Below are 21,285 nucleotides of genomic sequence, written 5' to 3' on the forward strand. Positions count from 1 at the left end.
CGGATTACCGGGGCTTTTCATTTGCAATGCAATCAAATGTGGGAGGGGGCTTGCCCCCGATGGCGGTGGGTCAGTGGACACATAAGTGACTGACACGCTGCTATCGGGGGCAAGCCCCCTCCCACATGGGTATTACTGCACAGCGGCGACCGCTTTCGCCTTACTCACTCGCAACCGGTAAGCCACATAGATAATCCCCACCCAAATCGGCATCGCATACACCGACTCGCGAATACCCGGGATCGCCAGCATCACGCTGATGATCATCAGCATGAACGCCAGGCACAGGTAGTTGCTGAACGGGAACCAGAAGGTCTTGAACGATGGCGTCACGCCTTGCTCGCCCATGGCTTTGCGGAACTTGATGTGGGTGATGCTGATCAGCGCCCAGTTGATCATCAGCGACGCAACCACCAGCGCAAACAGCAATTCCAGCGCACTCTGCGGCGCCACGTAGTTGACCACCACGCACAGCATCGTCACCAACGCCGAGATCGCCAGGGCCCGCAGTGGTACGCCTTGCTTGTTGAGCTTCATCAGCGCTTTTGGCGCATCGCCTTGCTCGGCCAGGCCGAACAGCATACGGCTGTTGCAGTACACGCCGCTGTTGTACACCGACAGCGCCGCGGTCAGCACCACGAAGTTGAGGATGTGCGCGGCGGTGTCGTTACCGATCAGCGAGAAGATCTGCACAAACGGGCTGCCGCTGTAGGGGTCGCCCGACGCGCCGAGGGTTTGCAGCAGTTGGTCCCATGGGTACAGCGACAGCAGCACGGTCAGGGCACCGACGTAGAAGATCAGGATCCGGTAGACCACTTGGTTGATCGCTTTGGGGATCACTTTGCGCGGTTCGGTGGCTTCGGCGGCGGTAATACCCACTAGCTCCAGGCCACCGAACGAGAACATGATGAACGCCATCGACATCAACAGCCCCATGCCGCCATTCGGGAAGAACCCGCCGTGGCTCCACAGGTTACTGATGGAGGCTTGCGGGCCGCCGGTGCCGCTGAACAGCAGGTAGCAGCCGAGCACGATCATGCCGACAATCGCCACCACCTTGATGATTGCGAACCAGAACTCGGTTTCACCGAAGAACTTCACGTTCAGGGTGTTGATCAGGTTCACCGCAACAAAGAACACCAGCGCGCTGACCCAGGTCGGGATCTCCGGCCACCAGAACTGGATGTACTTGCCCACGGCCGTCAGTTCGGCCATGCCCACCAGCACGTACAGCACCCAGTAGTTCCAGCCGGCCAGGAAGCCCGCGTAGCCGCCCCAGTATTTGTGGGCGAAGTGGCTGAACGAGCCGGCCACCGGCTCTTCGACGATCATTTCACCAAGCTGGCGCATGATCAGGAACGCAATGAAACCCGCAATCGCGTAGCCCAGGATCATCGACGGGCCCGCCGACTTGAGCACCCCGGCCGAGCCGAGGAACAACCCCGTGCCAATCGCCCCTCCCAAGGCGATCAGCTGAATATGCCGGTTCTTCAGGCCACGCTTGAGGCCCACCGGGTTAACCATGTCATCCGCCATTAACGTTCCCTTCTACTTGTTTTTCTTGGGGTTGATTGCACGCCGCACCAGCCCCTCAGAAGTGCTGAGGAGTCAGATATTACTCTGCGTAAACTTTTCGTAATACAGCTGAACGCCATCAAGTGCCTGATCCGCCAGCCATTGTTGGATGGATTCGACCATTGGAGGGGGCCCGCAGACATACATATCCGCCGATCCGTCCCGCAATTCGGCCAAGTCGAAATGTTGGGTGAGGTAGCCGCGCTTTCCGGGCCAGTCATCTGCGGGGTCGCTGAGGACTTCGGTGTAGCGAAAACCCGGCAGTTTCGCCGCGTAGGCCGCGATGCGTGTTGCTTCGCATAAGTCCTCGGCACCGCGCACGCCATAGTAGAGATGCACCGGCTGGTCGCAGCCAGTGGCGGCCAGTTGATCGAGCATGCCCAGCAGCGCCGACAACCCGGTGCCGCCGGCGACCAGCACCAGCGGTTGGGTGACGTGCCGAAGGTAGAACGCACCCAGGGGTGCCTCCATCAGCAGTTCATCGCCGACTTGGCAGCGCTCACGCAGGTAGTTGCTCATCACTCCATCGGGCAGCAAGCGGATCAGAAACTGCACCTGATTGCCCGCCAGGTTGGCGAAAGAGTAGGAACGCCAACTGTCCGTGCCTGGCACCGAGAGGCGTGCATATTGGCCGGGTAGAAAATCCAGTGGCGCGTCCAACTGCACGTTGAGGATCGCCGTACTGGCCGACACCAATTGCACCTCGCTGACCGTTCCGCGCACCTGCACCGGGTTCGGTGCATTGCACAAGCTCGAATCAAAGTCGAAGTAGAAGGTGGCGTCGGACTTCACCCGCGTCTGGCAACTGAGCATCTTGCGTTGTTGCAGGTCGAGGCTTGAGAGGGCTTCGTCGTCCACGTAGTCCTGGGTGTAGTCGCCCGATTCGCAACGACCCTGGCAGGTGCCGCATACACCTTCGCGGCAATCCAGGGGGATCTTGATGCCATTGCGCAGGGCCGCATCCAATAGGATTTCATGGGCGCCCACTGGGAAAAACAGGGTCTTGCCGTCGGCAAAACTGAAGGCCACTTTGTGATTCATGTGTTGTTCTCTACATATTTATGACGTACGTACGGCCTGTTGTGGTGAGCGGGCTTGCCCCGCACTGGGCTGAGAAGCAGCCCCATGAAAGTCGCCGCATTTTTCCCGCCAAACCGCAGTGCTTGCACCAGGGGCCGCTGCGCGGGGCAAGCCCGCTCACCACAAAAAGCCCGCTCACCACCACAACAAGGGTGCTTTAGAGGTGATAGAAATCCAGCACCGAGTTGATGGTGTCGTTGAGCAGCAGCGCATGCTTGCGAGTGATCAGCCAACTGTCTCCCTCAGGTTTGAGGCGGTAAGTGGCCTGTCCGTAAAACTGCTCCGAAGTCGCCAGCCGATAGAACAGCGTGTGCCAGTTCAGCTTCACTTCCAGCGACCCATCCGCCTGTTCTGCGATGCGCACGTTATTGATCAGGTGCAAGGTGCGCGGCATTGGCGTGGCCGAGGCTGCCTTGCCGGTGCGCAGGCGAAAGACTCGGTCTTCCAAGCCTGAGCGGTTGGCGTAGTAGATCAACGACATCTCGCGTTTGGGATCGCGGGTGTACACATGCTCCGAGTCCCATTGCGGCAGATGGAACTCGCTCTGCGGGTCGAACAGCTGCACATAGGCGTCCCAGTCTTGGGCGTCGCAGAGTTCGGATTTTCGGTAGAAAAACTGCTCGATCCTGTATTGCAGTTGGGCATTCATCATTGCACCTCCCGCAGTGTCAGCGCTTGTCGATCAAGGCCGTTGAGCAGGAACTGCTGCCAGTTGCGGTGCTGGTTGACGTACAGCCCTTCGTGGGTGAATTCAGTGCCGGTCATGGCCGGTTGGATGCCGATGGCTTCACTGTTCGGTGTCGGGCCGGTCTCCCAGCGATGGCTGCCACGGGAGATATCGCTCCAGCGCTCCAGGCGGCCTTGGAAACCACGCTGGGCTTCACGAAATTCCACCAGGTCGTCCGGCGTGCCCATGCCCGATACGTTGAAGAAATCCTCGAATTGGCGAATGCGGTTTTCGCGGTCAGCGTCGGACTCGTTTTTCACCCCCAGGCATTGGCTGATGATCTCGGTCTTGTTCCACGCCACCGGGCGGATGATGCGCAGTTGCGAGCTGATCTGATCGAGGAAGAACAGGCTCGGATAGATGTTCAGATTGCGCAGGCGGTGCATCATCCATTCGGCTTTTTGCTGGCCGTGTTCTTCCACCAGGCGCGGCATGATGGTGGCGTAGCCGGAACGCACGGTCGGGTTGGGCATGTCGCTGAACAACAGGCTGTGGCCGTTGTTGAAGGCGAACCAACCGTCATCGGTATTCGCGTCGCCTGCACCGAGTTTGCTGTAGTCCAGTGTGGTGCCGGAACCGGTGCCGTTCTCGGTATTCACCTGTTGGCGATGCTGCACCGTGGCCACGTAGTTGTAGTGCACGGTGCTCACGTGATAACCGTCCAGACCGTTTTCGTTCTGCAGCTTCCAGTTGCCGTCGTAGGTGTAGGCGGATTTACCCGGCAGCACTTCCAGCTCACCGGTGGCGGATTGCGCGACCATCATGTCGAAGAACACTTTGGCATCGCCGAGGAAGTCTTCCAGGCTGTCCGTGCCGTTCACGTCCAGACTGATAAACACAAAACCTTTGTAGCTTTCGATTCGCGCTTTTTTAAGGCCTCGGGTGGCTTTGTCGAAACCTTCCGGGTATTCCCCCGGCGCCTTGACCTTCACCAACCGGCCATCGCTCTTGTAACACCAGGCGTGAAACGGGCAGGTAAAGGTGGACTGGTTGCCCTTGCCGACGCGGGTGAGGGTGGTGCCGCGATGCTGGCAGGCGTTGATCAGCGCATTGAGCTGGCCTTCGCCATCGCGGGTGATAATCATCGGCTGGCGCCCGGCGCGCATGGTCACGAAGTCATGGTTATGGGCCAGTTCGCTTTCGTGGCAGGCGTAGATCCAGTTCTTTTCGAAGATCAGTTCCATCTCCAGGTCGAACAGTTGCGGCTCGGTGAACATGTCCCGGGCGATGCGGAACACTTCGTCTGCCGGACGAAAATCCAGGCAGCTTTCGATAAAACTTTTCCACTGCTCGACGCTTCTTGCACCACTCATGGGAGGCACCTTTTTGATAGGGGCTAATCGGTGGTTTATTAGAGGCAGCGGGGCAGGGCGTGGGCTATCCGCTTAATGGGGGAAGATGGGCCGCAAAGTTGGGCGCGGAGTACCCAATACGGTGCGGCGAGGTAACGTCATGCGCTACTGTCATAGGGCGCGAGGGGCATGAAAACCGGTGACTTATCCACATAGTCGGCCCTTGCTATCCACCCAGTGGCGCTACCACCGGCGTGGCGCAGAACTTGCTGTCCAACAACGATAACGACGCGCCGTCAGAGCGCGCAAATGCCTAACCGCCGTGGGTGCACCCTGATGAGCAGCCAGACACGCGATATCCATATCCAACGCTTCGACCTCGAAGGCGCCCGCAGCTGGATGTCCGGCATCTGCGGGCCGCACCGCCTGGCGACGACGACCCCGGAGCGCCTGCGTTTTCACCACAGCGCCAATGTGTTCAAGTCCCGCGCGACCACCTTGGGCGTGATCGAATACGGCACCGACGTGACCATCGATATCGAGGATGCCGAGCACTTCAGCAGCTACAGCCTCAGCCTGCCGTTGGTGGGTGAGCAGGAGTTGAGCAAGAACGGTGAGCGCCTGAGTTCCAACCGCGACCAAGGCGTGATCATCTCGCCCAACGAGCACCAGGTGCTGGCGATTTCCGGGGACTGTCGCAAGCTGCAAGTGGTGATTACGCGGGCAGCGATGAGTGAGTCACTGGAAGGTTTGTTGCAACGGCCCATCGACGCACCGCTGCGCTTTGAGTCGGTGATGGATGCGGTGGATGGCGCCCCGGCCTCGTGGTGGCGCATGGCGCGTTACTTCATTGCCGAACTGGAGCGCAGCAGCGAGTTGTATGAACAGGCCGCGTTTACCCGGGATTTGGAAAGCTCGCTGATCAAGGGGTTGATCCTGGCCCAGCCCAATAATTACTCCGAAGAACTGCGCGACGTACTGGGCGTGAAACTGCCGCATTACTTGATCCGCGCGCGCCAATACATTCACGACAACGCCCGCGAAGCGCTGCACCTGGAAGACCTGGAAGCCGCAGCAGGCGTGTCGCGCTTCAAGCTGTTCGACGCTTTCCGAAAGTACTTTGCCCTGTCGCCGATGGCCTACCTGAAGAAGTACCGACTGGGCGCGGTGCGCCAGGAAATCCTTGAGCACGGTTCAATTCGTACCATCTCCGAGATTGCCTTGGGCTGGGGCTTTACTCACTTGGGACGGTTTTCGGCGGAGTATCGCAAGCTGTTTGATGAGTCGCCCAGCCAGACGCTGCAGCGCAATCGCCTGCGCAGTACTTGAGCCTGATGAAGAGCAAAATGTGGGAGGGGGCTTGCCCCCGATAACGGTGGATCAGTCAGCCCATTCGTCAACTGGCACACCGCAATCGGGGGCAAGCCCCCTACCACAGGGAGATCGCAGTGTTTAGAGAATTTCAGATCAGTTCTTCAACCAACTGCAGGCAATGACTAAGCCCCGGCGACTGATCATTCACCCTTCGGCTGAGAATAATCGGCGAGGTCGCGGTGGTTTCCACAATCGGCGTGTAACCGATATCCGCCCGATGCAGCACCTGCACCGACGCAGGCACCAGCGTCACGCCCATGCCAGCGCCGACCAGGCCAATCGCGGTCTGCAGCTCGTTAGTCCACTGCGCCACCTTGAGGCTTAAACCGTGGGTATCGAACAGCGCGATCACATGGTCGGCATAACTGGGGCGTGGGTTGCCGGGGTACAGCACAAACGGCTCGGCGGCCAATTGGGCGAGGGTGGCCGGCGCCGCCAGCAGCGGGTGGCCGGCAGGCAGTACCGCCACCAGTCGATCCTCCACCAGTACACGCTGGTCAATGGCTGGGTCGTCGATGCGGATACGCCCGAAGCCGACATCAATGCGCCCGGCCTTGAGCGCTTGGACCTGCTGCAAAGTGGTCATCTCGGACAAACCCAATTCCAGCTCCAGCGCGTCATGGCTGCGCAGCCGCCGGATCAGCTCGGGCAGTACGCCATACAAAGTCGACGGCGCAAAGCCGATGCCCAGCCAGGTCTTTTCGCCCTGGCCGATGCGCCGGGTGCTGTCGCAGACCTTGTTCAACTGTTCGAGCAGCACATTGGCGTGTTCATAGAAAAACCGCCCGGCTTCGGTCAGTCGCAGCGGGCGGCCGCGTTCCAGCAGAATCACCCCCAGCTCATCCTCCAGTTGCTGGATCTGCCGGCTCAACGGTGGTTGGGCGATGTGCAGGCGTTCGGCGGCCCGGGTGAAGTTGAGGGTTTCGCCCAGCACCTGGAAGTAGCGCAGATGACGCAGTTCCATGACGGCTCCTTTCATACCTTGAGAGTATTGTTCGAGACTAATTCTATATTGGCTCCACGCAAAGAGCGGGAACAGAATCAGCGCAGACCTATAAAGAACCCAGCGGGTATTGCCATGCCGATTTGCGCCATTGAGTCGATCGAGACCATTATCGTCGACCTCCCCACCATTCGCCCGCACAAGCTGGCAATGCACACGATGCAGAACCAGACCCTGGTGATCATCCGCGTGCGTTGCGCCGACGGCATCGAAGGCATCGGTGAGTCCACCACCATCGGCGGTCTGAGCTACGGCAACGAGAGTCCCGACAGCATCAAAATCAATATCGACCGCCACTTCGCGCCGCTGCTGATCGGCCAGGACGCCAGCAACATCAACGCCGCCATGTTGCGCCTGGAGCGCAGTATTCGCGGCAATACCTTTGCCAAGTCCGGCATTGAAAGCGCGTTGCTCGATGCATTGGGCAAGCGCCTGAACCTGCCGGTGAGCGAGCTGCTCGGCGGCCGTGTACGTGACGCGTTGCCGGTGGCCTGGACCTTGGCCAGCGGCAACACCGAACAAGACATCGCCGAAGCCGAAAAGATGCTCGACCTGCGCCGCCACCGCATCTTCAAACTCAAGATCGGCGCCGGTGAAGTCGGTCGCGACCTCGCTCATGTGATCGCGATCAAAAAGGCCTTGGGCGAGCGCGCCAGTGTGCGTGTCGACGTCAATCAGGCCTGGGATGAAGCCGTCGCCCTGCGCGCGTGCAAGGTGCTTGGCGACAACGGCATCGACCTGATCGAACAACCGATCTCGCGCAATAACCGTGGCGGGATGGCCCGGCTGAACCTGTCGAGCCCGGCGCCGATCATGGCGGATGAATCCATCGAATGTGTCGAGGATGCCTTCAACCTCGCCCGTGAAGGTGCGGCGTCAGTGTTCGCCCTGAAGATCGCCAAGAACGGCGGCCCGCGTGCGGTTTTGCGCACGGCCGCGATTGCTGAAGCGGCGGGTATCGGCCTGTACGGTGGCACCATGCTCGAAGGCGGCATCGGCACCCTGGCCTCGGCCCATGCGTTCCTGACCTTGAACAAGCTGGCGTGGGACACCGAACTGTTCGGTCCGCTGCTGCTCACCGAAGACATTCTTACCGAACCGCCGGTGTACCGCGATTTTCAGTTGCATGTCTCCACTGCGCCGGGCCTGGGCCTGGCCATCGATGAAGAGCGTCTGGCGTTCTTCCGTCGTGACAAACACTAAGAGGCGCTTGCCATGTTGTTCCACGTAAAAATGACCGTGAATCTGCCCGTCGACATGAACCCTGAGCGCGCCGCCCGCCTCAAGGCCGACGAAAAAGCCCTGGCTCGACGTTTACAAGAGCAAGGCAAATGGCGCCACCTGTGGCGCATCGCCGGGCTTTACGCCAACTACAGCGTGTTCGATGTCGACAGCGTGCAAGAGCTGCACGACCTGCTGATGCAACTGCCGCTTTATCCCTACATGGCCATCGAAGTGAACGCCCTGTGCCGGCACCCTTCGTCGATCCATGAGGACGACCGTTAAGCCTGTTCTACACCTAACAATTACAAGATGAGGATCGCACCATGTCCATCCGACTGTCCCAGACTGCCCACGCCCAACAGTTTCTCGAAGAAGCCAGCGGCAACCTTAATGACGGCGGTAACCCGCGCACCAAAGCGCTGATCTACCGGATTTTGCGCGACACCGTGAACATCATCGAAGACCTGGACGTGACGCCGGAAGAGTTCTGGAAGGCGGTCAACTACCTAAACGAACTGGGCAAAAACCAGGAAGCCGGACTGCTTGCCGCCGGGTTGGGCCTGGAGCACTACCTGGACATGTTGATGGACGCCGCCGATGAAGAAGCCGGCAAATCCGCCGGCACGCCACGCACCATCGAAGGCCCGCTGTACGTGGCCGGTGCGCCGCTGTCCAAGTACGAAGCGCGGCTGGATGACGGGAAGGATGCCGCAGTGCCGCTGTTCATGCGCGGACAAGTGCGCGACACCAACGGTAAACCGTTGGCTGGGGCGATTGTGGATGTGTGGCAGGCCAACACGGGCGGCACTTATTCCTGGTTCGATAACACCCAGTCGGAATTTAACCTGCGCCGACGCATAGAGACCGACGCCCAGGGTAACTACCGTTTTCGCAGCATCGTGCCGTCGGGCTACGGCTGCCCGCCGACTGGGCCGACCCAGCAACTGCTCGATCAGTTGGGGCGCCACGGGCAGCGGCCGGCACATATCCACTTCTTCATCTCGGCGCCGGGGCATCGACACCTGACGACACAGATCAACCTGTCGGATGACCCGTACCTGCACGATGACTTTGCCTACGCGACGCGGGATGAATTAATTGCCGAGATTCGCTTCAGCGACGATCAGCAACTGGCGCGGGAGTTTGGGGTGGAAGGGCGGTTTGCACAGATTGATTTTGATTTTGAGTTGCAGACGGCTGATGCGCCGGTAGAACAGAAACGCATGCAGCGAGTCCGCGCCCTCGAAGACTAAATTCGGTCAAAAATGTGGGAGGGGGCTTGCTCCCGATAGCGGCGGATCAGTCAACATTTAAGTGACTGACACACCGCCATCGGGGGCAAGCCCCCTCCCACATTTGAACTGAGGCGTGGCTGACTATTTGCGTACGACGAGATCAAGCACCTCATCCTTATCCTTGATCTTCTGCAGCACGATTTCCGAGCGTATATCCATCACCCCCGCCGTGCGGTTCAGGTGGTTCACGATAAAGTCCGAAAAGTGCTTGAGGTTGCGCGCCTGCACCCGCAGCACATAGTTGCTGGCGCCGGTGATCACATAGGCGCTGGCCACTTCCGGCCAGCCTTGCACCTTCTTGATAAACGTCTCATGCCAATCCTCCACATCCTGGCGCAACGACAGGTGGACGATGGCTTCCAGCTCGATCCCCAATTGTTCGGCATTCAGCACCGCGCGGTAGCCGCTGATGATTCCTTCACTCTCCAGCAGACGCAAACGGCGCAGGCAGGCGGAGGGCGACAGTGCGACTTTTTCCGCCAGTTCCTGGTTGCTGATACGGCCATCCTGTTGCAGGAAATGCAGGAGGCGCAGGTCGGTGGCGTCAAGAATCATGGTTTGAATAAATCCGCGTGTTTAGGGGTTAAATTCGAATTTCCTACTGCTTAATTAGCCTGTTACCCACCACTTTGCACGAAAATTCTCTAAAGCTTCGTTCATTATTTGGTTCATTCCCACCTATAAAAACCAGGACTCTCCATGACCACCCGAAGCCATTGCCAAACTCTCGACGCCCAGGACCCGCTGGCGCCGTTGCGCAATCAATTTTCCTTGCCGGAGGGTGTGATCTACCTCGACGGTAACTCCCTTGGCGCGCGTCCGGTGGCATCGCTGGCGCGGGCGCAACAGGTGATTGCCGAGGAGTGGGGCAATGGCTTGATCCGCAGTTGGAACAGCGCCGGTTGGGCAGACTTGTCCCAGCGCCTGGGCAATCGCCTTGCGCCGCTGATCGGTGCGCGGGACGGCGAAGTGGTGATCACCGATACCACCTCCATTAACCTGTTCAAAGTGCTCAGCGCTGCACTGACGGTGCAGCGCCAACGCGCAGCAGAGCGCAAGGTAATCGTCAGCGAAGCAAGCAACTTTCCCACCGACCTGTACATCGCCGAAGGCTTGGCTGAATTGCTGCAACAGGGTTACTCCCTGCGTCTGGTGAACAGCCCGGACGAACTGCCCCAGGCCATCGACGCCGACGTGGCGGTGGTGCTGCTCACCCACGTCAACTACAAGACCGGCTACATGTACGACATGCAGGCGCTTACTGCCTTGAGCCATGAATGTGGCGCGCTGAGTATCTGGGATTTGGCGCACTCGGCGGGCGCGGTGCCCATCGATCTGCATAACGCCGGGGCCGATTACGCGATTGGCTGCACTTATAAATACCTCAACGGCGGCCCGGGCTCCCAGGCGTTTGTGTGGGTCAATCCGGCGTTGGTCGACCTCGTACGCCAGCCGCTTTCGGGCTGGTTCGGGCATACCCGGCAGTTCGCCATGGAAGCCAACTATGCGCCGAGCGCCGGTATTGCCCGCTACTTGTGCGGCACCCAACCGATCACCTCGCTGGCGATGGTGGAGTGTGGGCTGGCGATTTTTGAGCAGACTGATATGGCCAGCCTGCGCACTAAATCCCTGGCGTTGACGGATCTGTTTATCGAGTTGGTTGAAGCCCGTTGCGCGGCTCATGGCCTGGTGTTGATCACCCCGCGTGAGCATGCCCGGCGCGGTAGCCATGTGAGTTTTGAGCACCCCGAAGGTTATGCAGTGATTCAGGCTCTGATTGCCCGTGGCGTGATCGGCGATTACCGCGAGCCGCGGATTATGCGGTTTGGGTTTACGCCGCTGTACACGAGCTTTACTGAGGTCTGGGACGCTGTGGAAATCCTCGGTGAGATTCTCGACGAGAACACCTGGGACCAGCCGCAATTCAAAGTCCGCCACAGCGTCACCTGATTAAACGCAGACAACATTATGGGAGAGGGCTTGCATCAGATACACAATGGATAAACACCAAAGACCTCATGTGGGAGGGGGCTTGCTCCCGATGGCAGTGTGTCAGTCGCCGGATTGGCAAGCTGATACACCTCCATAGGGAGCAAGCCCCCTCCCACAGGGGATTTGCGGCAACAGACAAATAGTGCAACCACAATAATAAAGGGGCACCCCACGTGACTACGCCAGACACCGGCTTTGCCGAGATCACCCAACGCGAACTGGGCCTTCGGCGCCAGCTTACTTCCGGCCAGATGAGCATGATCGCCATCGGTGGCGCCATCGGCACCGGGTTGTTCATGGGCAGCGCCTATGCCATCGGTTATGCCGGGCCGAGCGTGCTGGTGAGCTACGCCATTGGTGCACTGATCACCTTGCTGTTGATGGGCTGCCTGGCGGAGATGACCGTTGCGCACTCCACCTCGGGTTCCTTCGGCGCCTATGCCGAGTTCTACATCAGCCCGCTGGCTGGGTTTCTGGTGCGTTATGCCTATTGGGCGGCGATTGTGCTGGCGGTGGGCGCCGAGGTCACGGCGGTGGCGATGTACATGAAGTACTGGTTCGCCAACGTGCCGGAGTGGGTGTGGATTGTGTCGTTTTCCAGTGTGCTGATCCTGCTTAATGCGATCAGCGTGAAGACGTTTGGCAACTTTGAATACTGGTTCTCCACCATCAAGATCAGCGCCATCGTCGGCTTCATCATCCTGGCCGTGTATGTGGTGTTCGGCTCCGGCAACCCGGAGTATGGCGTGCAGAATTACACCGCACACGGCGGTTTTTTCCCCCATGGCTTGAGCGGCATGTGGATTGCCGTGATTGTGTCGATCTTCAGTTACCTGAGCGTCGAGATGATCGCTGTGGCTGCCGGTGAAGCCGCCGACCCGGAGCAGGCGGTGAAGAAGGCCTTTCGCGCGACCATCGTGCGCCTGGTGGTGTTTTACCTGCTGACCCTGGCGCTGATGCTGGCCATCGTGCCGTGGAATCAGGCCGGGCAGACTCAAAGCCCGTTCGTCACAGTGATGCAGACCATCGGCATTCCCGGTGCCACCGGGGTGATGAATTTCGTGATCCTGATCGCCGCATTGTCAGCGATGAACAGCCAGCTCTACATCACTACACGCATGATGTTCAGCCTGTCCCGCGCGGGCTTCGCACCCAAGTCCATGGGCGCGTTGAGCAAAAGCGGCATTCCGCTGAATGCACTGCTGCTGTCCAGTTCGGGCATTGCCCTGGCGACCTTGTTGAATGTGGTGTACCCGGAAAGCTCGTTCACCCTGATGATGGCGATCTCGATGTTTGGCGCGATCTTCACCTGGTTCATGATCTTCCTCACGCACCTGTTTTTCCGTCGCTATCGCAAGCGTCACGGCGGGGCGAAGTTGTCATTCCAACTGCGACTGTTTCCCTACAGCACATTGCTGGGTCTGGTGCTGATGGGCGCGGTGATGATCACCACGTATTTCACCGAGGCGTTCAAGATGACGTTGGTGTTTGGCGTGCCGTTCCTGTTGATTCTGTCGGCGGTGTATTACGGGTTCTTCCGCAAGGGCAGGGCCAAGGCGTTGAACAAGGCTTTGGCGTAACCCGGCAGTTGCTCGAACGAACGTGCGCAAAGCAACAGCTGTCGGCGGGCCCAGTCTTCTCCCAGAGGCTGGGCCTTGAAGTGGCGCGCCAAGGGCCAGCGATCCAACGCGGCCTGGGGCACGATGCCCAGGCCAGCACCTCTTGCGACCATCCGAATCACCCCATCAAAGCCCTCGGCGCGGATGCGCGTCTGTAAGCGGAACCCTGCGTGCAGCGCTTGTTCTTCCAGGTACACCGACAGTGCGCTGTGGGCCGCGAGGCCGACGTAATCGTGTTGCAGGCTGTCGATAAAACTCACCGGGCTCGCTGCCAGGGGATGATCCAGGGGCATGATCAGCACCAGCGGGTCATCGCGAAAGGGCAGGGTCTGCAAACCGTGGGTGTCTACTGCATCGGAGATGATCCCCAGGTCGGCCGTGCCCTGACGCAGGGCCTGGATGATGCGCAGGCTGGGCAACTCCTGCAGGTCGATATCGAGGTTGGGGTGTTCGCGTAGAAAGTCCGCGAGCAGTTCCGGCAGGTATTCGCTGAGCGCAGTGGTGTTGCACAGCAGGCGCACTTGGCCTTTGATGCCGTTGGCGTATTCGGCGAGGTCCTGTTGCAGATGGTCGGCCTGTTGCAGCAGCAGGCGAGCGTGGCGCGCGAGGGCTTTACCTGCAGGTGTCGGCGTAACACCCCGACGGCCCCGCTCAAGCAATTCGATGCCCAGCGATGCTTCCATAGCGCGGATGCGTGCGCTCGCGGCTGCCAGGGATAAATGGCTGCGGCTGGCGCCGGCGGTGATGTTGCCGGTGTCCAGGGTATGCAGGTAGAGGCGCAGATCGATCAGGTCAACGTGCATGGGTAGGGTTCTCGGATGGCTCTACTGGCCGCATCGGGGGCAAGCTCCCTCCCACATTTGGATGGGTGAACACAGTCTAAGTGGGAGGGGACTTGCCCCCGATGAGGCTCCAAGGCTCTTGCTAAACAAGAGGCTGCCTCAGTATATGGCGAATTTCAGAACGCATCGAAAAGTTGCACACTCTGCCCATGATTACCTTCCTTGCGTTCTACCAAAACCTCGGTCCCGCCGTTACTTTGCTGGTGATTGGCACGTTCCTGCTGGCGGGCACCGTCAAAGGAGTAATCGGCCTCGGCTTACCGACAGTCGCCATGGGCATGCTCGGCTTGGCTATGTTGCCGGCGCAGGCTGCGGCGTTGCTGATCATTCCTTCAACGGTCACCAACCTTTGGCAACTGGCATTCGGCGGGCACCTGAGTGGCTTGCTCAAACGCCTTTGGCCGATGCTCGTGCTGATTTTCCTCGGCACCGGGCTGGGTACGGTGTGGCTTGGCATGGAAGGTCGGCACTGGGTGGTGCGCGCGCTGGGCGCGGCGTTGCTGGTGTATGCGTTGAGCGGGTTGTTTTTGCCCACCTTCAAGGTCAAGCCGCAGACCGAACGCTGGTTGGGCCCGTTGTGTGGGCTGATCACCGGCTTGATCACCTCGGCCACTGGCGTGTTTGTGATTCCTGCGGTGCCGTATTTGCAAGCCTTGGGCCTGAGTCGCGATCAGTTGGTACAAGCCCTCGGCCTGTCGTTCACCGTGTCGACGCTGGCGCTGGCGGCGGGATTGGCTTGGCGTGGCACCTTGGGTGGCGGTGAAGTGAGTGCCTCGCTGCTCGCGCTGGTGCCGGCGCTGCTGGGCATGTGGCTGGGCCAAGCGCTGCGCCAGCGCATCAGTGCGGTGTTATTCAAGCGGGTATTTTTCATCGGCATGGCCCTGTTGGGCGGTCATCTACTGATCAGTGGTTAACAATCTCATGGGCATTCGTGCTTTTTGATCAAAGGTATTTTGCCGGGTGACGGCTTATTCCGAAGGGTCGGGGCCGATAGTCTGCGTCCAGACATTTTCAACCTTCTGGATCCCCTCCCATGAAAAAAGTACTCCTGCTCAACGGCGGCAAAAAATTCGCCCACTCCGATGGCCGCTACAACACCACCTTGCATGAAACCGCCCTGGCTGTGCTGGATCGAGGCGGTATCGACGTTAAAGTCACCCATATCGACGAAGGCTACGACGTGGCCGAAGAGGTGGCCAAGTTCCTCTGGGCCGACGTGATCATCTACCAGATGCCCGGTTGGTGGATGGGGGCGCCGTGGATCGTCAAGAAGTACATCGACGAAGTCTTCACCGAAGGCCATGGCAGCCTGTACGCCAGCGACGGTCGCACCCGTTCCGATGCCTCGCAGAAATACGGCAGTGGCGGCCTGATCCAGGGCAAGCAGTACATGCTGTCCCTGACCTGGAACGCACCGCAGCAAGCCTTCGACGACCCGAGCGATTTCTTCGAAGCCAAGGGCGTGGACGCGGTGTACTTCCCATTCCACAAGGCCCACGAATTCCTCGGCATGACCGGCCTGCCCACGTTCCTGTGCGTGGACGTGATGAAACGCCCAGCCATCGAGGCAGACGTGGCGCGCTATGAGCAGCATCTGGCGCAGGTGTTCAAGCTCTCGGTGTAATAAGCTGCACTGAACCGATAACGAGGACCGTCCGTGAAAGCCCGATCCGATGAGCTACAGATCTTCGTCAGCGTCATCGAGTGCGGCTCGATTTCCGCAGCGGCGGAGCAGGTCGGGCAGACGCCGTCGGCGGTCAGCCGTACCTTGTCGCGCCTGGAAGCCAAGCTCGACACCACGCTGATCAACCGCACCACGCGACGCATGGACCTGACCGAAGAGGGCAAGTATTTCTTCGAACAGGCCAAGCTGATCCTGGCGCAGATGGATGAGCTGGAAGAGCGCCTGTCGTCACGTCAGAAGAACCCTGCCGGGCGGCTGCGTATCAACGCGGCCGTGCCGTTCATGCTGCATGGGATCGTGCCGTACATTGCCGAGTTTCGCAGCTTGTACCCGCAGATCCAGTTGGAGTTGAACAGCGATGACTTGATCATCGACCTGCTGGAACAGAGCACCGACATCGCCATTCGCATCGGCGCCCTGGCCGACTCGACCTTGCATGCGCGTTCCCTCGGTTGTACGCCGCTGCATATCCTGGTCAGCCCTGAATACCTTAAGCAATACGGCGCGCCCACCACGGTGGCCGAGTTGGCTGACCACACGTTGCTCGGCTTCAGTCAGACCGAAACCCTCAACCACTGGCCGCTGCGCCATGTGGAGGGTGACCGCTGGCTGATTCAGCCGAGCATCGCTGCCTCCAGCGGCGAAACCCTGCGCCAGTTGGCGCTGGAAGGGCAGGGTATTTGTTGCCTGTCGAACTTCATGACCAGCGCCGACATCGATGCCGGCCGCCTGGTGCCGGTGCTGGAAGCCTTCAACAGCGGTTATCGCCAGCCGATCCACGCGGTCTTCTACCGTAACTCGCAGTTGGCGTTGCGCATCCAGTGCTTCCTGGACTTTATCCAGGCCAAACTGGCGCGGTATGCCTGCTGATTCGTGACTGCCACGCAAGATTGAATTGGGCGTCAGGGGCTTATTTGGTAAGGGTGGAGCCGGGATACTGGGCCTATCACTTACCCAGTCAGGAGAAACCTCCATGAACGTATTCGTTACCGGCGCCGCAGGTTTTATCGGCGGTTCGATTGCCACCGGCCTGGTCAAGGCCGGCCATCACGTCACCGGCCTGGTACGCAGCGCTGAGCAAGCGGCTGAGCTGACGGCCCTGGGCATCGCTCCGGTGATCGGCAGCCTCGATGACGCTGCCGTGCTTACCGAGCAAGCGCACAAGGCCGATGCGGTGATCAACGCCGCCAGCAGCGACCATCGTGCTGCGGTAGAAACGCTGTTGACCGCCTTGCAGGGATCAAACAAGCCGTTCCTGCACACCAGCGGTTCGAGCATCGTGGGCGATGCATCGGGCGGTAAGGCCAGCGACGTGATCTATTTCGAAGACAACCTGCCGGAGCCGACCGTCGACAAGGCCGCGCGTGTGGCCATCGACAACCTGATCCTGGCTGCTGCCCAGGACGGCGTGAATTCGGCGGTGATCTGCAACACCCTGATCTACGGCCACAGCCTGGGCGTACAGCGTGATAGCGTGCAATTGCCGCGCTTGCTCAAGCAGGCACGCAAGAGTGGGGTGGTGCGCCATGTGGGCACAGGGCAGAACATCTGGTCCAACGTGCACATCGAAGACGTGGTTGCGTTGTACCTGCTGGCGCTGACGAAGAACGTACCGGGCACGTTCTACTTTGTGGAAAGCAGCGAAGCGGCGTTTGTCGACATGACCACGGCCATCGCTGACGCGCTGAAGCTGGGCAAGCCGCAGGACTGGCCATTGGCCGAGGCTGAAGCCGAGTGGGGTTATGAAATGGCCAACTACGGCCTGGGTTCGAACAGCCGGGTGCGCGGCAAGCATGCCCGCGAACTGCTGGGCTGGGCACCGAAGCGCACGTCGGTGGTTGAGTGGATTCGTCACGAAATGGTGTGATGTTCGCTTGAGACCGAGTCGGCCATCGGGAGCAAGCCACCTCCCACATTAGAATGCGTTCCAAAACTGGAACACGGCCAAGTGTGGGAGGGGGCTTGCCCCCGATGGCGACCACTCGGTCTTCCAGACTAGCCCCACCCCGCTCATTTCCGTACCATTCCCCGCCTTATCCCCCGCAACTCCCTGGTACCTCATGAACCTCACCCGTCTGCGCGCCGATGCCCTGGCCGGCCTCACCACGTCTTTCGCGCTGCTGCCCGAATGCATCGCCTTTGCTCTGGTGGCTCACCTTAATCCGCTGATGGGCCTATACGGCGCCTTTATCATCTGCACCCTGACGGCCTTGTTCGGCGGTCGGCCCGGTATGGTCTCCGGCGCGGCGGGCTCGATGGCGGTGGTGATCGTCGCGTTGGTGGTGCAGCACGGCGTGGAATATTTGCTGGCAACGGTGCTGCTGGGCGGGTTGATCATGGTCGCTTTCGGCCTGCTGCGCCTGGGCAAGCTGGTGCGCATGGTGCCGCATTCGGTGATGCTCGGGTTCGTCAACGGCCTGGCGATCATCATTGCCCTGGCGCAGTTGGAGCATTTCAAGAGTGGTGAAACCTGGCTCAGCGGCACGCCGTTGTATGTGATGACCGGGCTGGTGGCGGCGACCATGGCCATTGTCTACCTGCTGCCGCGCCTCACCCGCGCGGTACCGCCGGCCTTGGTGGCGATCCTCGGCGTGGGCCTGGCGGTGTACCTGCTCGGTCTGCCAACCCGCACCCTCGGCGACATGGCCCACATCGCCGGTGGCCTGCCGACCTTCGCGTTGCCGCAGATCCCCTGGACCCTGGAAACCCTCGGCATCATCGCGCCCTACGCTTTCCTGATGGCCATGGTCGGCCTGCTGGAAACCCTGCTGACCCTGAACCTTACCGACGAAATCACCGAAACCCGCGGCTATCCTGATCGCGAAAGCGTGGCGTTGGGTGCGGCGAATATGGTCTCGGGCCTCTTCGGCGGCATGGGCGGTTGCGCGATGATCGGGCAAACCGTGATCAACCTAAGCTCCGGCGGACGTGGGCGCTTCTCCGGGGTGTTTGCCGGGGTGATGATTCTGTTGTTCATTCTGTTTCTGTCACCGCTGATTGAGCGGATCCCGCTGGCGGCGCTGGTGGGGGTGATGTTCGTGGTGTCCCAGCAGACCTTCGCCTGGGCGTCGCTGCGGGTGATCAACAAAGTGCCGCTCAATGATGTGCTGGTGATTATAGCGGTGACGGTGATCACGGTATTTACCGACCTGGCCACTGCCGTGCTGTGCGGTATCGTGATCGCCGCGCTCAACTTCGCCTGGCAACAGGCCCGCGAGTTGTACGCGGATGAGCACCTGGAAGCCGACGGTAGCAAGCTCTATCGCCTGCACGGCACGTTGTTCTTTGCCTCGACCACGCCGTTTTTAAACCAGTTCGACCCGTCCAATGACCCGGATCAGGTGACGCTGGATTGTCGTCACCTGAGCTTTGTCGACTACTCAGCGATTGCCGCGCTGATGACCTTGCGCGAGCGTTATACCAAGGCCGGCAAGCATCTGCGGGTCTTGCATTTGTCTGAGCGCTGCAAGAAGTTGCTCAAGCGTGCGCGGGTGCATCACGACTAATTGAGCCTCTTTGGCGAGGGAGCTCATTACCAAGATTTGCGACCGCTGCGCAGCCCAACGGGAGCAAGCTCTCTCGCCACAACATTACGGCCCGACTAGGTCTTCCAATTCCTGGGCGCGGGTCTGGGTCATGTCCAGCACGCAGCCGGAACCGTTGACTTGGTCGATGGTGCCGCCGGTGGCGGAGCCGGCGAAGGCGCAATTGGCGTCACGGTATTTGATCCACAGGCGCTGCAGGTCCTGCAGTTGCTGCTGGCGCGTGCCTTCCAGGGCGGCGATGGCGGTCTTGTAGGCTTTGTTCAGGCGCGTGTCTTGCACCTTGGTTTCCTTGACGTTGCAGCTGACCATATCGGCAGTGGTGTTGGCGCCGTCCATGCATTTTTTCAGCGCCGGGTTGTCGGCAGCGGCGGCAGTGCCGCATACGGCGAGAAGCAGGACGCCAGCGGCGAATGTGGTGCGAATCATGCTCGATTTTCCTGGCAACAGTGGGTGTGCATTCTATGACTCAGCCCGCTGGGCTGAGTTTCCGGTCTTTTCTGATCTTCATGTAAGAACAGCCCCCCAATTTTCATACGCAGGTGTAGGGCATGTCCCAACGCGACAGCGCTTGTCTGTGGGCGAAACTTACTTTCATAAAATTTGAAAATGCTCCTCGGTAATGATTTATGAGTTTCACAACCAATTCGACGTGACCCTTTCCGAGGAGTACCGCATGGCCGCATCACCGGGCTTCGGGCTGTTGGCATACGCTGCCATCGCCATCATTGCTTTGATCGTGCTGATTGCACGTTACCGACTCAACCCGTTTATCGTCATCACCCTGGTATCCATCGGCCTGGCGCTGATGGCCGGGATGCCGGCGGACACCATCATGGGCTCCTACGAGGCGGGTGTTGGCAAGACCCTTGGGCACATCGCGCTCGTTGTGGCGCTGGGCACCATGCTCGGCAAGATGATGGCCGAGTCCGGTGGCGCCGAGCAGGTGGCGCGCACGCTGATCAATCGTTTTGGCGAGCGCAACGCCCATTGGGCGATGGTGTGCATTGCCTTTCTGGTGGGGTTGCCGCTGTTTTTCGAGGTGGGTTTTGTGTTGCTGGTGCCCATCGCCTTTACCGTCGCCCGACGCGTAGGCGTGTCGATTTTGATGGTCGGCTTGCCGATGGTCGCCGGTTTGTCGGTGGTACACGCGCTGGTGCCGCCGCATCCGGCGGCGATGATGGCCGTGCTGGCGTATAACGCGTCGGTGGGGCAGACGGTGCTGTATGCGATTCTGATCGGTATCCCCACGGCGATCATTGCAGGGCCCGTCTACGCCAAGTTCATCGTGCCGCACATCCACCTGCCGGCAGAAAACCCGCTGGAACGCCAATTTATCGAGCGTGAACCGCGCACCCGTTTGCCGAGTTTTGCCCTGACCATGGGCACCATCCTGCTGCCGGTGGTGCTGATGATGATCGGCGGATGGGCCAACGTAATCTCTACGCCGGGGACCGGTTTCAACCAGTTCCTCTTGTTTATCGGCAACTCGGTCATCGCGTTGCTGGTGGCGACCTTGGTGAGCTTCTGGACCTTGGGGCTGGCCCAAGGCTTCAACCGCGAATCGATCCTCAAGTTCACCAACGAATGCCTGGCGCCGACGGCCAGCATCACCTTGCTGGTCGGGGCGGGCGGCGGTTTGAATCGCATCCTGGTGGACGCTGGGGTGACCAATGAAATTCTCGGCCTTGCCAATGCGTTCCAACTGTCGCCCCTGGTGATGGGCTGGCTGTTCGCGGCGTTGATGCGCATTGCGACCGGCTCGGCCACGGTGGCCATGACGACGGCGTCCGGCGTGGTCGCGCCAGTCGCCATGGGGTTGGGTTATCCACACCCTGAATTACTGGTGCTGGCCACCGGTGCGGGCTCGGTGATCTTTTCCCATGTGAATGACGGCGGCTTCTGGCTGATCAAGGAATACTTCAATATGACGGTAATCCAGACCTTCAAGACCTGGACCGTATTGGAGACTCTGATCTCTGTGGTTGCCTTCGGTCTGACTTACGGTCTGTCCTGTATTTTGTAACCCGGAGCCC

Annotated in this window: 20 protein-coding genes; 12 read left to right on the plus strand and 8 right to left on the minus strand. The window is 60.0% G+C overall.

Annotated elements, in window-relative coordinates; all coding sequences use genetic code 11:
• Positions 1–132 precede the first annotated feature (132 nt).
• The 4 genes from BW43_RS19915 to antA all read right to left on the minus strand — a co-directional run bounded on the left by BW43_RS19915 (position 133) and on the right by antA (position 4,695).
• Positions 133–1,536: an amino acid permease gene (locus BW43_RS19915; RefSeq protein ID WP_032885571.1), complete on the minus strand. Its 1,404-nt coding sequence runs from the start codon at positions 1,534–1,536 to the stop codon at positions 133–135.
• Positions 1,537–1,608: 72 nt separating this feature from the next.
• A complete protein-coding gene (antC, locus tag BW43_RS19910; protein ID WP_032885572.1) occupies positions 1,609–2,616 on the minus strand; it encodes an anthranilate 1,2-dioxygenase electron transfer component AntC in 1,008 nt (335 codons plus the stop codon).
• Between the two features lie 196 nt (positions 2,617–2,812).
• Positions 2,813–3,304, minus strand: coding sequence for an anthranilate 1,2-dioxygenase small subunit (antB, locus tag BW43_RS19905; RefSeq protein WP_032885573.1), 492 nt, complete (start codon positions 3,302–3,304; stop codon positions 2,813–2,815).
• The gene (antA, locus tag BW43_RS19900; RefSeq protein WP_032885574.1) at positions 3,304–4,695 is read right to left on the minus strand and encodes an anthranilate 1,2-dioxygenase large subunit; all 1,392 of its coding nucleotides are present in this window, start codon (positions 4,693–4,695) and stop codon (positions 3,304–3,306) included. Before antA ends, antB begins: the two co-directional genes overlap by 1 nt.
• A gap of 315 nt (positions 4,696–5,010) precedes the next feature.
• Between antA and BW43_RS19895 the strand changes: the two genes are divergently transcribed.
• Positions 5,011–6,003 (plus strand): helix-turn-helix domain-containing protein, encoded by a 993-nt coding sequence (locus BW43_RS19895; protein ID WP_032885652.1) that lies wholly within the window; start codon positions 5,011–5,013, stop codon positions 6,001–6,003.
• Between the two features lie 133 nt (positions 6,004–6,136).
• Here BW43_RS19895 and BW43_RS19890 read toward each other — a convergent pair whose 3' ends face one another.
• Positions 6,137–7,012 (minus strand): LysR family transcriptional regulator, encoded by an 876-nt coding sequence (locus tag BW43_RS19890; RefSeq protein ID WP_032885575.1) that lies wholly within the window; start codon positions 7,010–7,012, stop codon positions 6,137–6,139.
• A gap of 114 nt (positions 7,013–7,126) precedes the next feature.
• Between BW43_RS19890 and BW43_RS19885 the strand changes: the two genes are divergently transcribed.
• Genes BW43_RS19885 through catA form a run of 3 tightly spaced genes read left to right on the plus strand, consistent with a single transcriptional unit; the run spans position 7,127 to position 9,528 of the window.
• Positions 7,127–8,254: a muconate cycloisomerase family protein gene (locus tag BW43_RS19885; protein ID WP_032885576.1), complete on the plus strand. Its 1,128-nt coding sequence runs from the start codon at positions 7,127–7,129 to the stop codon at positions 8,252–8,254.
• A gap of 12 nt (positions 8,255–8,266) precedes the next feature.
• A complete protein-coding gene (gene catC, locus BW43_RS19880; RefSeq protein WP_032885577.1) occupies positions 8,267–8,557 on the plus strand; it encodes a muconolactone Delta-isomerase in 291 nt (96 codons plus the stop codon).
• Positions 8,558–8,598: 41 nt separating this feature from the next.
• Complete coding sequence (gene catA, locus BW43_RS19875; RefSeq protein ID WP_032885578.1) at positions 8,599–9,528, plus strand: catechol 1,2-dioxygenase; 930 nt, start codon at positions 8,599–8,601, stop codon at positions 9,526–9,528.
• A gap of 123 nt (positions 9,529–9,651) precedes the next feature.
• Here the strand turns inward: catA and BW43_RS19870 are convergent, their stop codons facing one another.
• Positions 9,652–10,125: an Lrp/AsnC family transcriptional regulator gene (locus BW43_RS19870; RefSeq protein WP_032885579.1), complete on the minus strand. Its 474-nt coding sequence runs from the start codon at positions 10,123–10,125 to the stop codon at positions 9,652–9,654.
• Between the two features lie 144 nt (positions 10,126–10,269).
• Between BW43_RS19870 and kynU the strand changes: the two genes are divergently transcribed.
• Together kynU and BW43_RS19860 are read left to right on the plus strand one after the other, a co-directional pair.
• Complete coding sequence (kynU, locus tag BW43_RS19865) at positions 10,270–11,520, plus strand: kynureninase (RefSeq protein WP_032885580.1); 1,251 nt, start codon at positions 10,270–10,272, stop codon at positions 11,518–11,520.
• Positions 11,521–11,735: 215 nt separating this feature from the next.
• Positions 11,736–13,142, plus strand: a complete 1,407-nt coding sequence (locus BW43_RS19860; protein WP_032885581.1) for an amino acid permease — start codon at positions 11,736–11,738, stop codon at positions 13,140–13,142.
• On the opposite strand, the gene BW43_RS19855 is transcribed toward BW43_RS19860, so the two are convergent.
• Positions 13,088–13,984: a LysR substrate-binding domain-containing protein gene (locus tag BW43_RS19855; RefSeq protein WP_032885582.1), complete on the minus strand. Its 897-nt coding sequence runs from the start codon at positions 13,982–13,984 to the stop codon at positions 13,088–13,090. The genes BW43_RS19860 and BW43_RS19855 overlap by 55 nt on opposite strands.
• A gap of 188 nt (positions 13,985–14,172) precedes the next feature.
• Here BW43_RS19855 and BW43_RS19850 point away from each other — a divergent pair, with 188 nt between their 5' ends.
• The 5 genes from BW43_RS19850 (at position 14,173) to BW43_RS19830 (ending at position 19,213) form a co-directional block, all read left to right on the plus strand.
• A complete protein-coding gene (locus BW43_RS19850) occupies positions 14,173–14,937 on the plus strand; it encodes a sulfite exporter TauE/SafE family protein (protein ID WP_032885583.1) in 765 nt (254 codons plus the stop codon).
• Between the two features lie 119 nt (positions 14,938–15,056).
• A complete protein-coding gene (locus tag BW43_RS19845; protein ID WP_032885584.1) occupies positions 15,057–15,647 on the plus strand; it encodes an NAD(P)H-dependent oxidoreductase in 591 nt (196 codons plus the stop codon).
• Positions 15,648–15,680: 33 nt separating this feature from the next.
• The gene (locus BW43_RS19840; RefSeq protein WP_032885585.1) at positions 15,681–16,577 is read left to right on the plus strand and encodes a LysR family transcriptional regulator; all 897 of its coding nucleotides are present in this window, start codon (positions 15,681–15,683) and stop codon (positions 16,575–16,577) included.
• Between the two features lie 103 nt (positions 16,578–16,680).
• Complete coding sequence (locus BW43_RS19835; protein WP_032885586.1) at positions 16,681–17,574, plus strand: NAD-dependent epimerase/dehydratase family protein; 894 nt, start codon at positions 16,681–16,683, stop codon at positions 17,572–17,574.
• A gap of 193 nt (positions 17,575–17,767) precedes the next feature.
• Complete coding sequence (locus BW43_RS19830) at positions 17,768–19,213, plus strand: SulP family inorganic anion transporter (protein WP_032885587.1); 1,446 nt, start codon at positions 17,768–17,770, stop codon at positions 19,211–19,213.
• Positions 19,214–19,297: 84 nt separating this feature from the next.
• Here the strand turns inward: BW43_RS19830 and BW43_RS19825 are convergent, their stop codons facing one another.
• Positions 19,298–19,678, minus strand: a complete 381-nt coding sequence (locus BW43_RS19825; protein WP_032885588.1) for a lysozyme inhibitor LprI family protein — start codon at positions 19,676–19,678, stop codon at positions 19,298–19,300.
• 193 nt (positions 19,679–19,871) lie between these two features.
• On the opposite strand from BW43_RS19825, the gene BW43_RS19820 reads away from it, so the two are divergent.
• Complete coding sequence (locus BW43_RS19820; RefSeq protein ID WP_032885589.1) at positions 19,872–21,275, plus strand: gluconate:H+ symporter; 1,404 nt, start codon at positions 19,872–19,874, stop codon at positions 21,273–21,275.
• The last annotated feature ends 10 nt before the right edge of the window (positions 21,276–21,285 follow it).

The organism is Pseudomonas sp. RIT357 (assembly GCF_000632245.1).
GTDB lineage: Bacteria > Pseudomonadota > Gammaproteobacteria > Pseudomonadales > Pseudomonadaceae > Aquipseudomonas > Aquipseudomonas sivasensis.

What these genes read in the sequence shown, in the direction of transcription:
- BW43_RS19885 (WP_032885576.1), top strand. Translation starts at nt 7,127, where the DNA reads ATGCCGATTTGCGCCATTGAGTCGATCGAGACCATTATCGTCGACCTC.
- antC (WP_032885572.1), bottom strand. Translation starts at nt 2,616, where the DNA reads ATGAATCACAAAGTGGCCTTCAGTTTTGCCGACGGCAAGACCCTGTTT.
- antA (WP_032885574.1), bottom strand. Translation starts at nt 4,695, where the DNA reads ATGAGTGGTGCAAGAAGCGTCGAGCAGTGGAAAAGTTTTATCGAAAGC.
- BW43_RS19890 (WP_032885575.1), bottom strand. Translation starts at nt 7,012, where the DNA reads ATGGAACTGCGTCATCTGCGCTACTTCCAGGTGCTGGGCGAAACCCTC.
- BW43_RS19870 (WP_032885579.1), bottom strand. Translation starts at nt 10,125, where the DNA reads ATGATTCTTGACGCCACCGACCTGCGCCTCCTGCATTTCCTGCAACAG.
- BW43_RS19895 (WP_032885652.1), top strand. Translation starts at nt 5,011, where the DNA reads ATGAGCAGCCAGACACGCGATATCCATATCCAACGCTTCGACCTCGAA.
- BW43_RS19850 (WP_032885583.1), top strand. Translation starts at nt 14,173, where the DNA reads ATGATTACCTTCCTTGCGTTCTACCAAAACCTCGGTCCCGCCGTTACT.
- BW43_RS19825 (WP_032885588.1), bottom strand. Translation starts at nt 19,678, where the DNA reads ATGATTCGCACCACATTCGCCGCTGGCGTCCTGCTTCTCGCCGTATGC.
- catA (WP_032885578.1), top strand. Translation starts at nt 8,599, where the DNA reads ATGTCCATCCGACTGTCCCAGACTGCCCACGCCCAACAGTTTCTCGAA.
- BW43_RS19855 (WP_032885582.1), bottom strand. Translation starts at nt 13,984, where the DNA reads ATGCACGTTGACCTGATCGATCTGCGCCTCTACCTGCATACCCTGGAC.
- catC (WP_032885577.1), top strand. Translation starts at nt 8,267, where the DNA reads ATGTTGTTCCACGTAAAAATGACCGTGAATCTGCCCGTCGACATGAAC.
- BW43_RS19835 (WP_032885586.1), top strand. Translation starts at nt 16,681, where the DNA reads ATGAACGTATTCGTTACCGGCGCCGCAGGTTTTATCGGCGGTTCGATT.
- kynU (WP_032885580.1), top strand. Translation starts at nt 10,270, where the DNA reads ATGACCACCCGAAGCCATTGCCAAACTCTCGACGCCCAGGACCCGCTG.
- BW43_RS19845 (WP_032885584.1), top strand. Translation starts at nt 15,057, where the DNA reads ATGAAAAAAGTACTCCTGCTCAACGGCGGCAAAAAATTCGCCCACTCC.
- BW43_RS19915 (WP_032885571.1), bottom strand. Translation starts at nt 1,536, where the DNA reads ATGGCGGATGACATGGTTAACCCGGTGGGCCTCAAGCGTGGCCTGAAG.
- BW43_RS19830 (WP_032885587.1), top strand. Translation starts at nt 17,768, where the DNA reads ATGAACCTCACCCGTCTGCGCGCCGATGCCCTGGCCGGCCTCACCACG.
- BW43_RS19820 (WP_032885589.1), top strand. Translation starts at nt 19,872, where the DNA reads ATGATTTATGAGTTTCACAACCAATTCGACGTGACCCTTTCCGAGGAG.
- antB (WP_032885573.1), bottom strand. Translation starts at nt 3,304, where the DNA reads ATGAATGCCCAACTGCAATACAGGATCGAGCAGTTTTTCTACCGAAAA.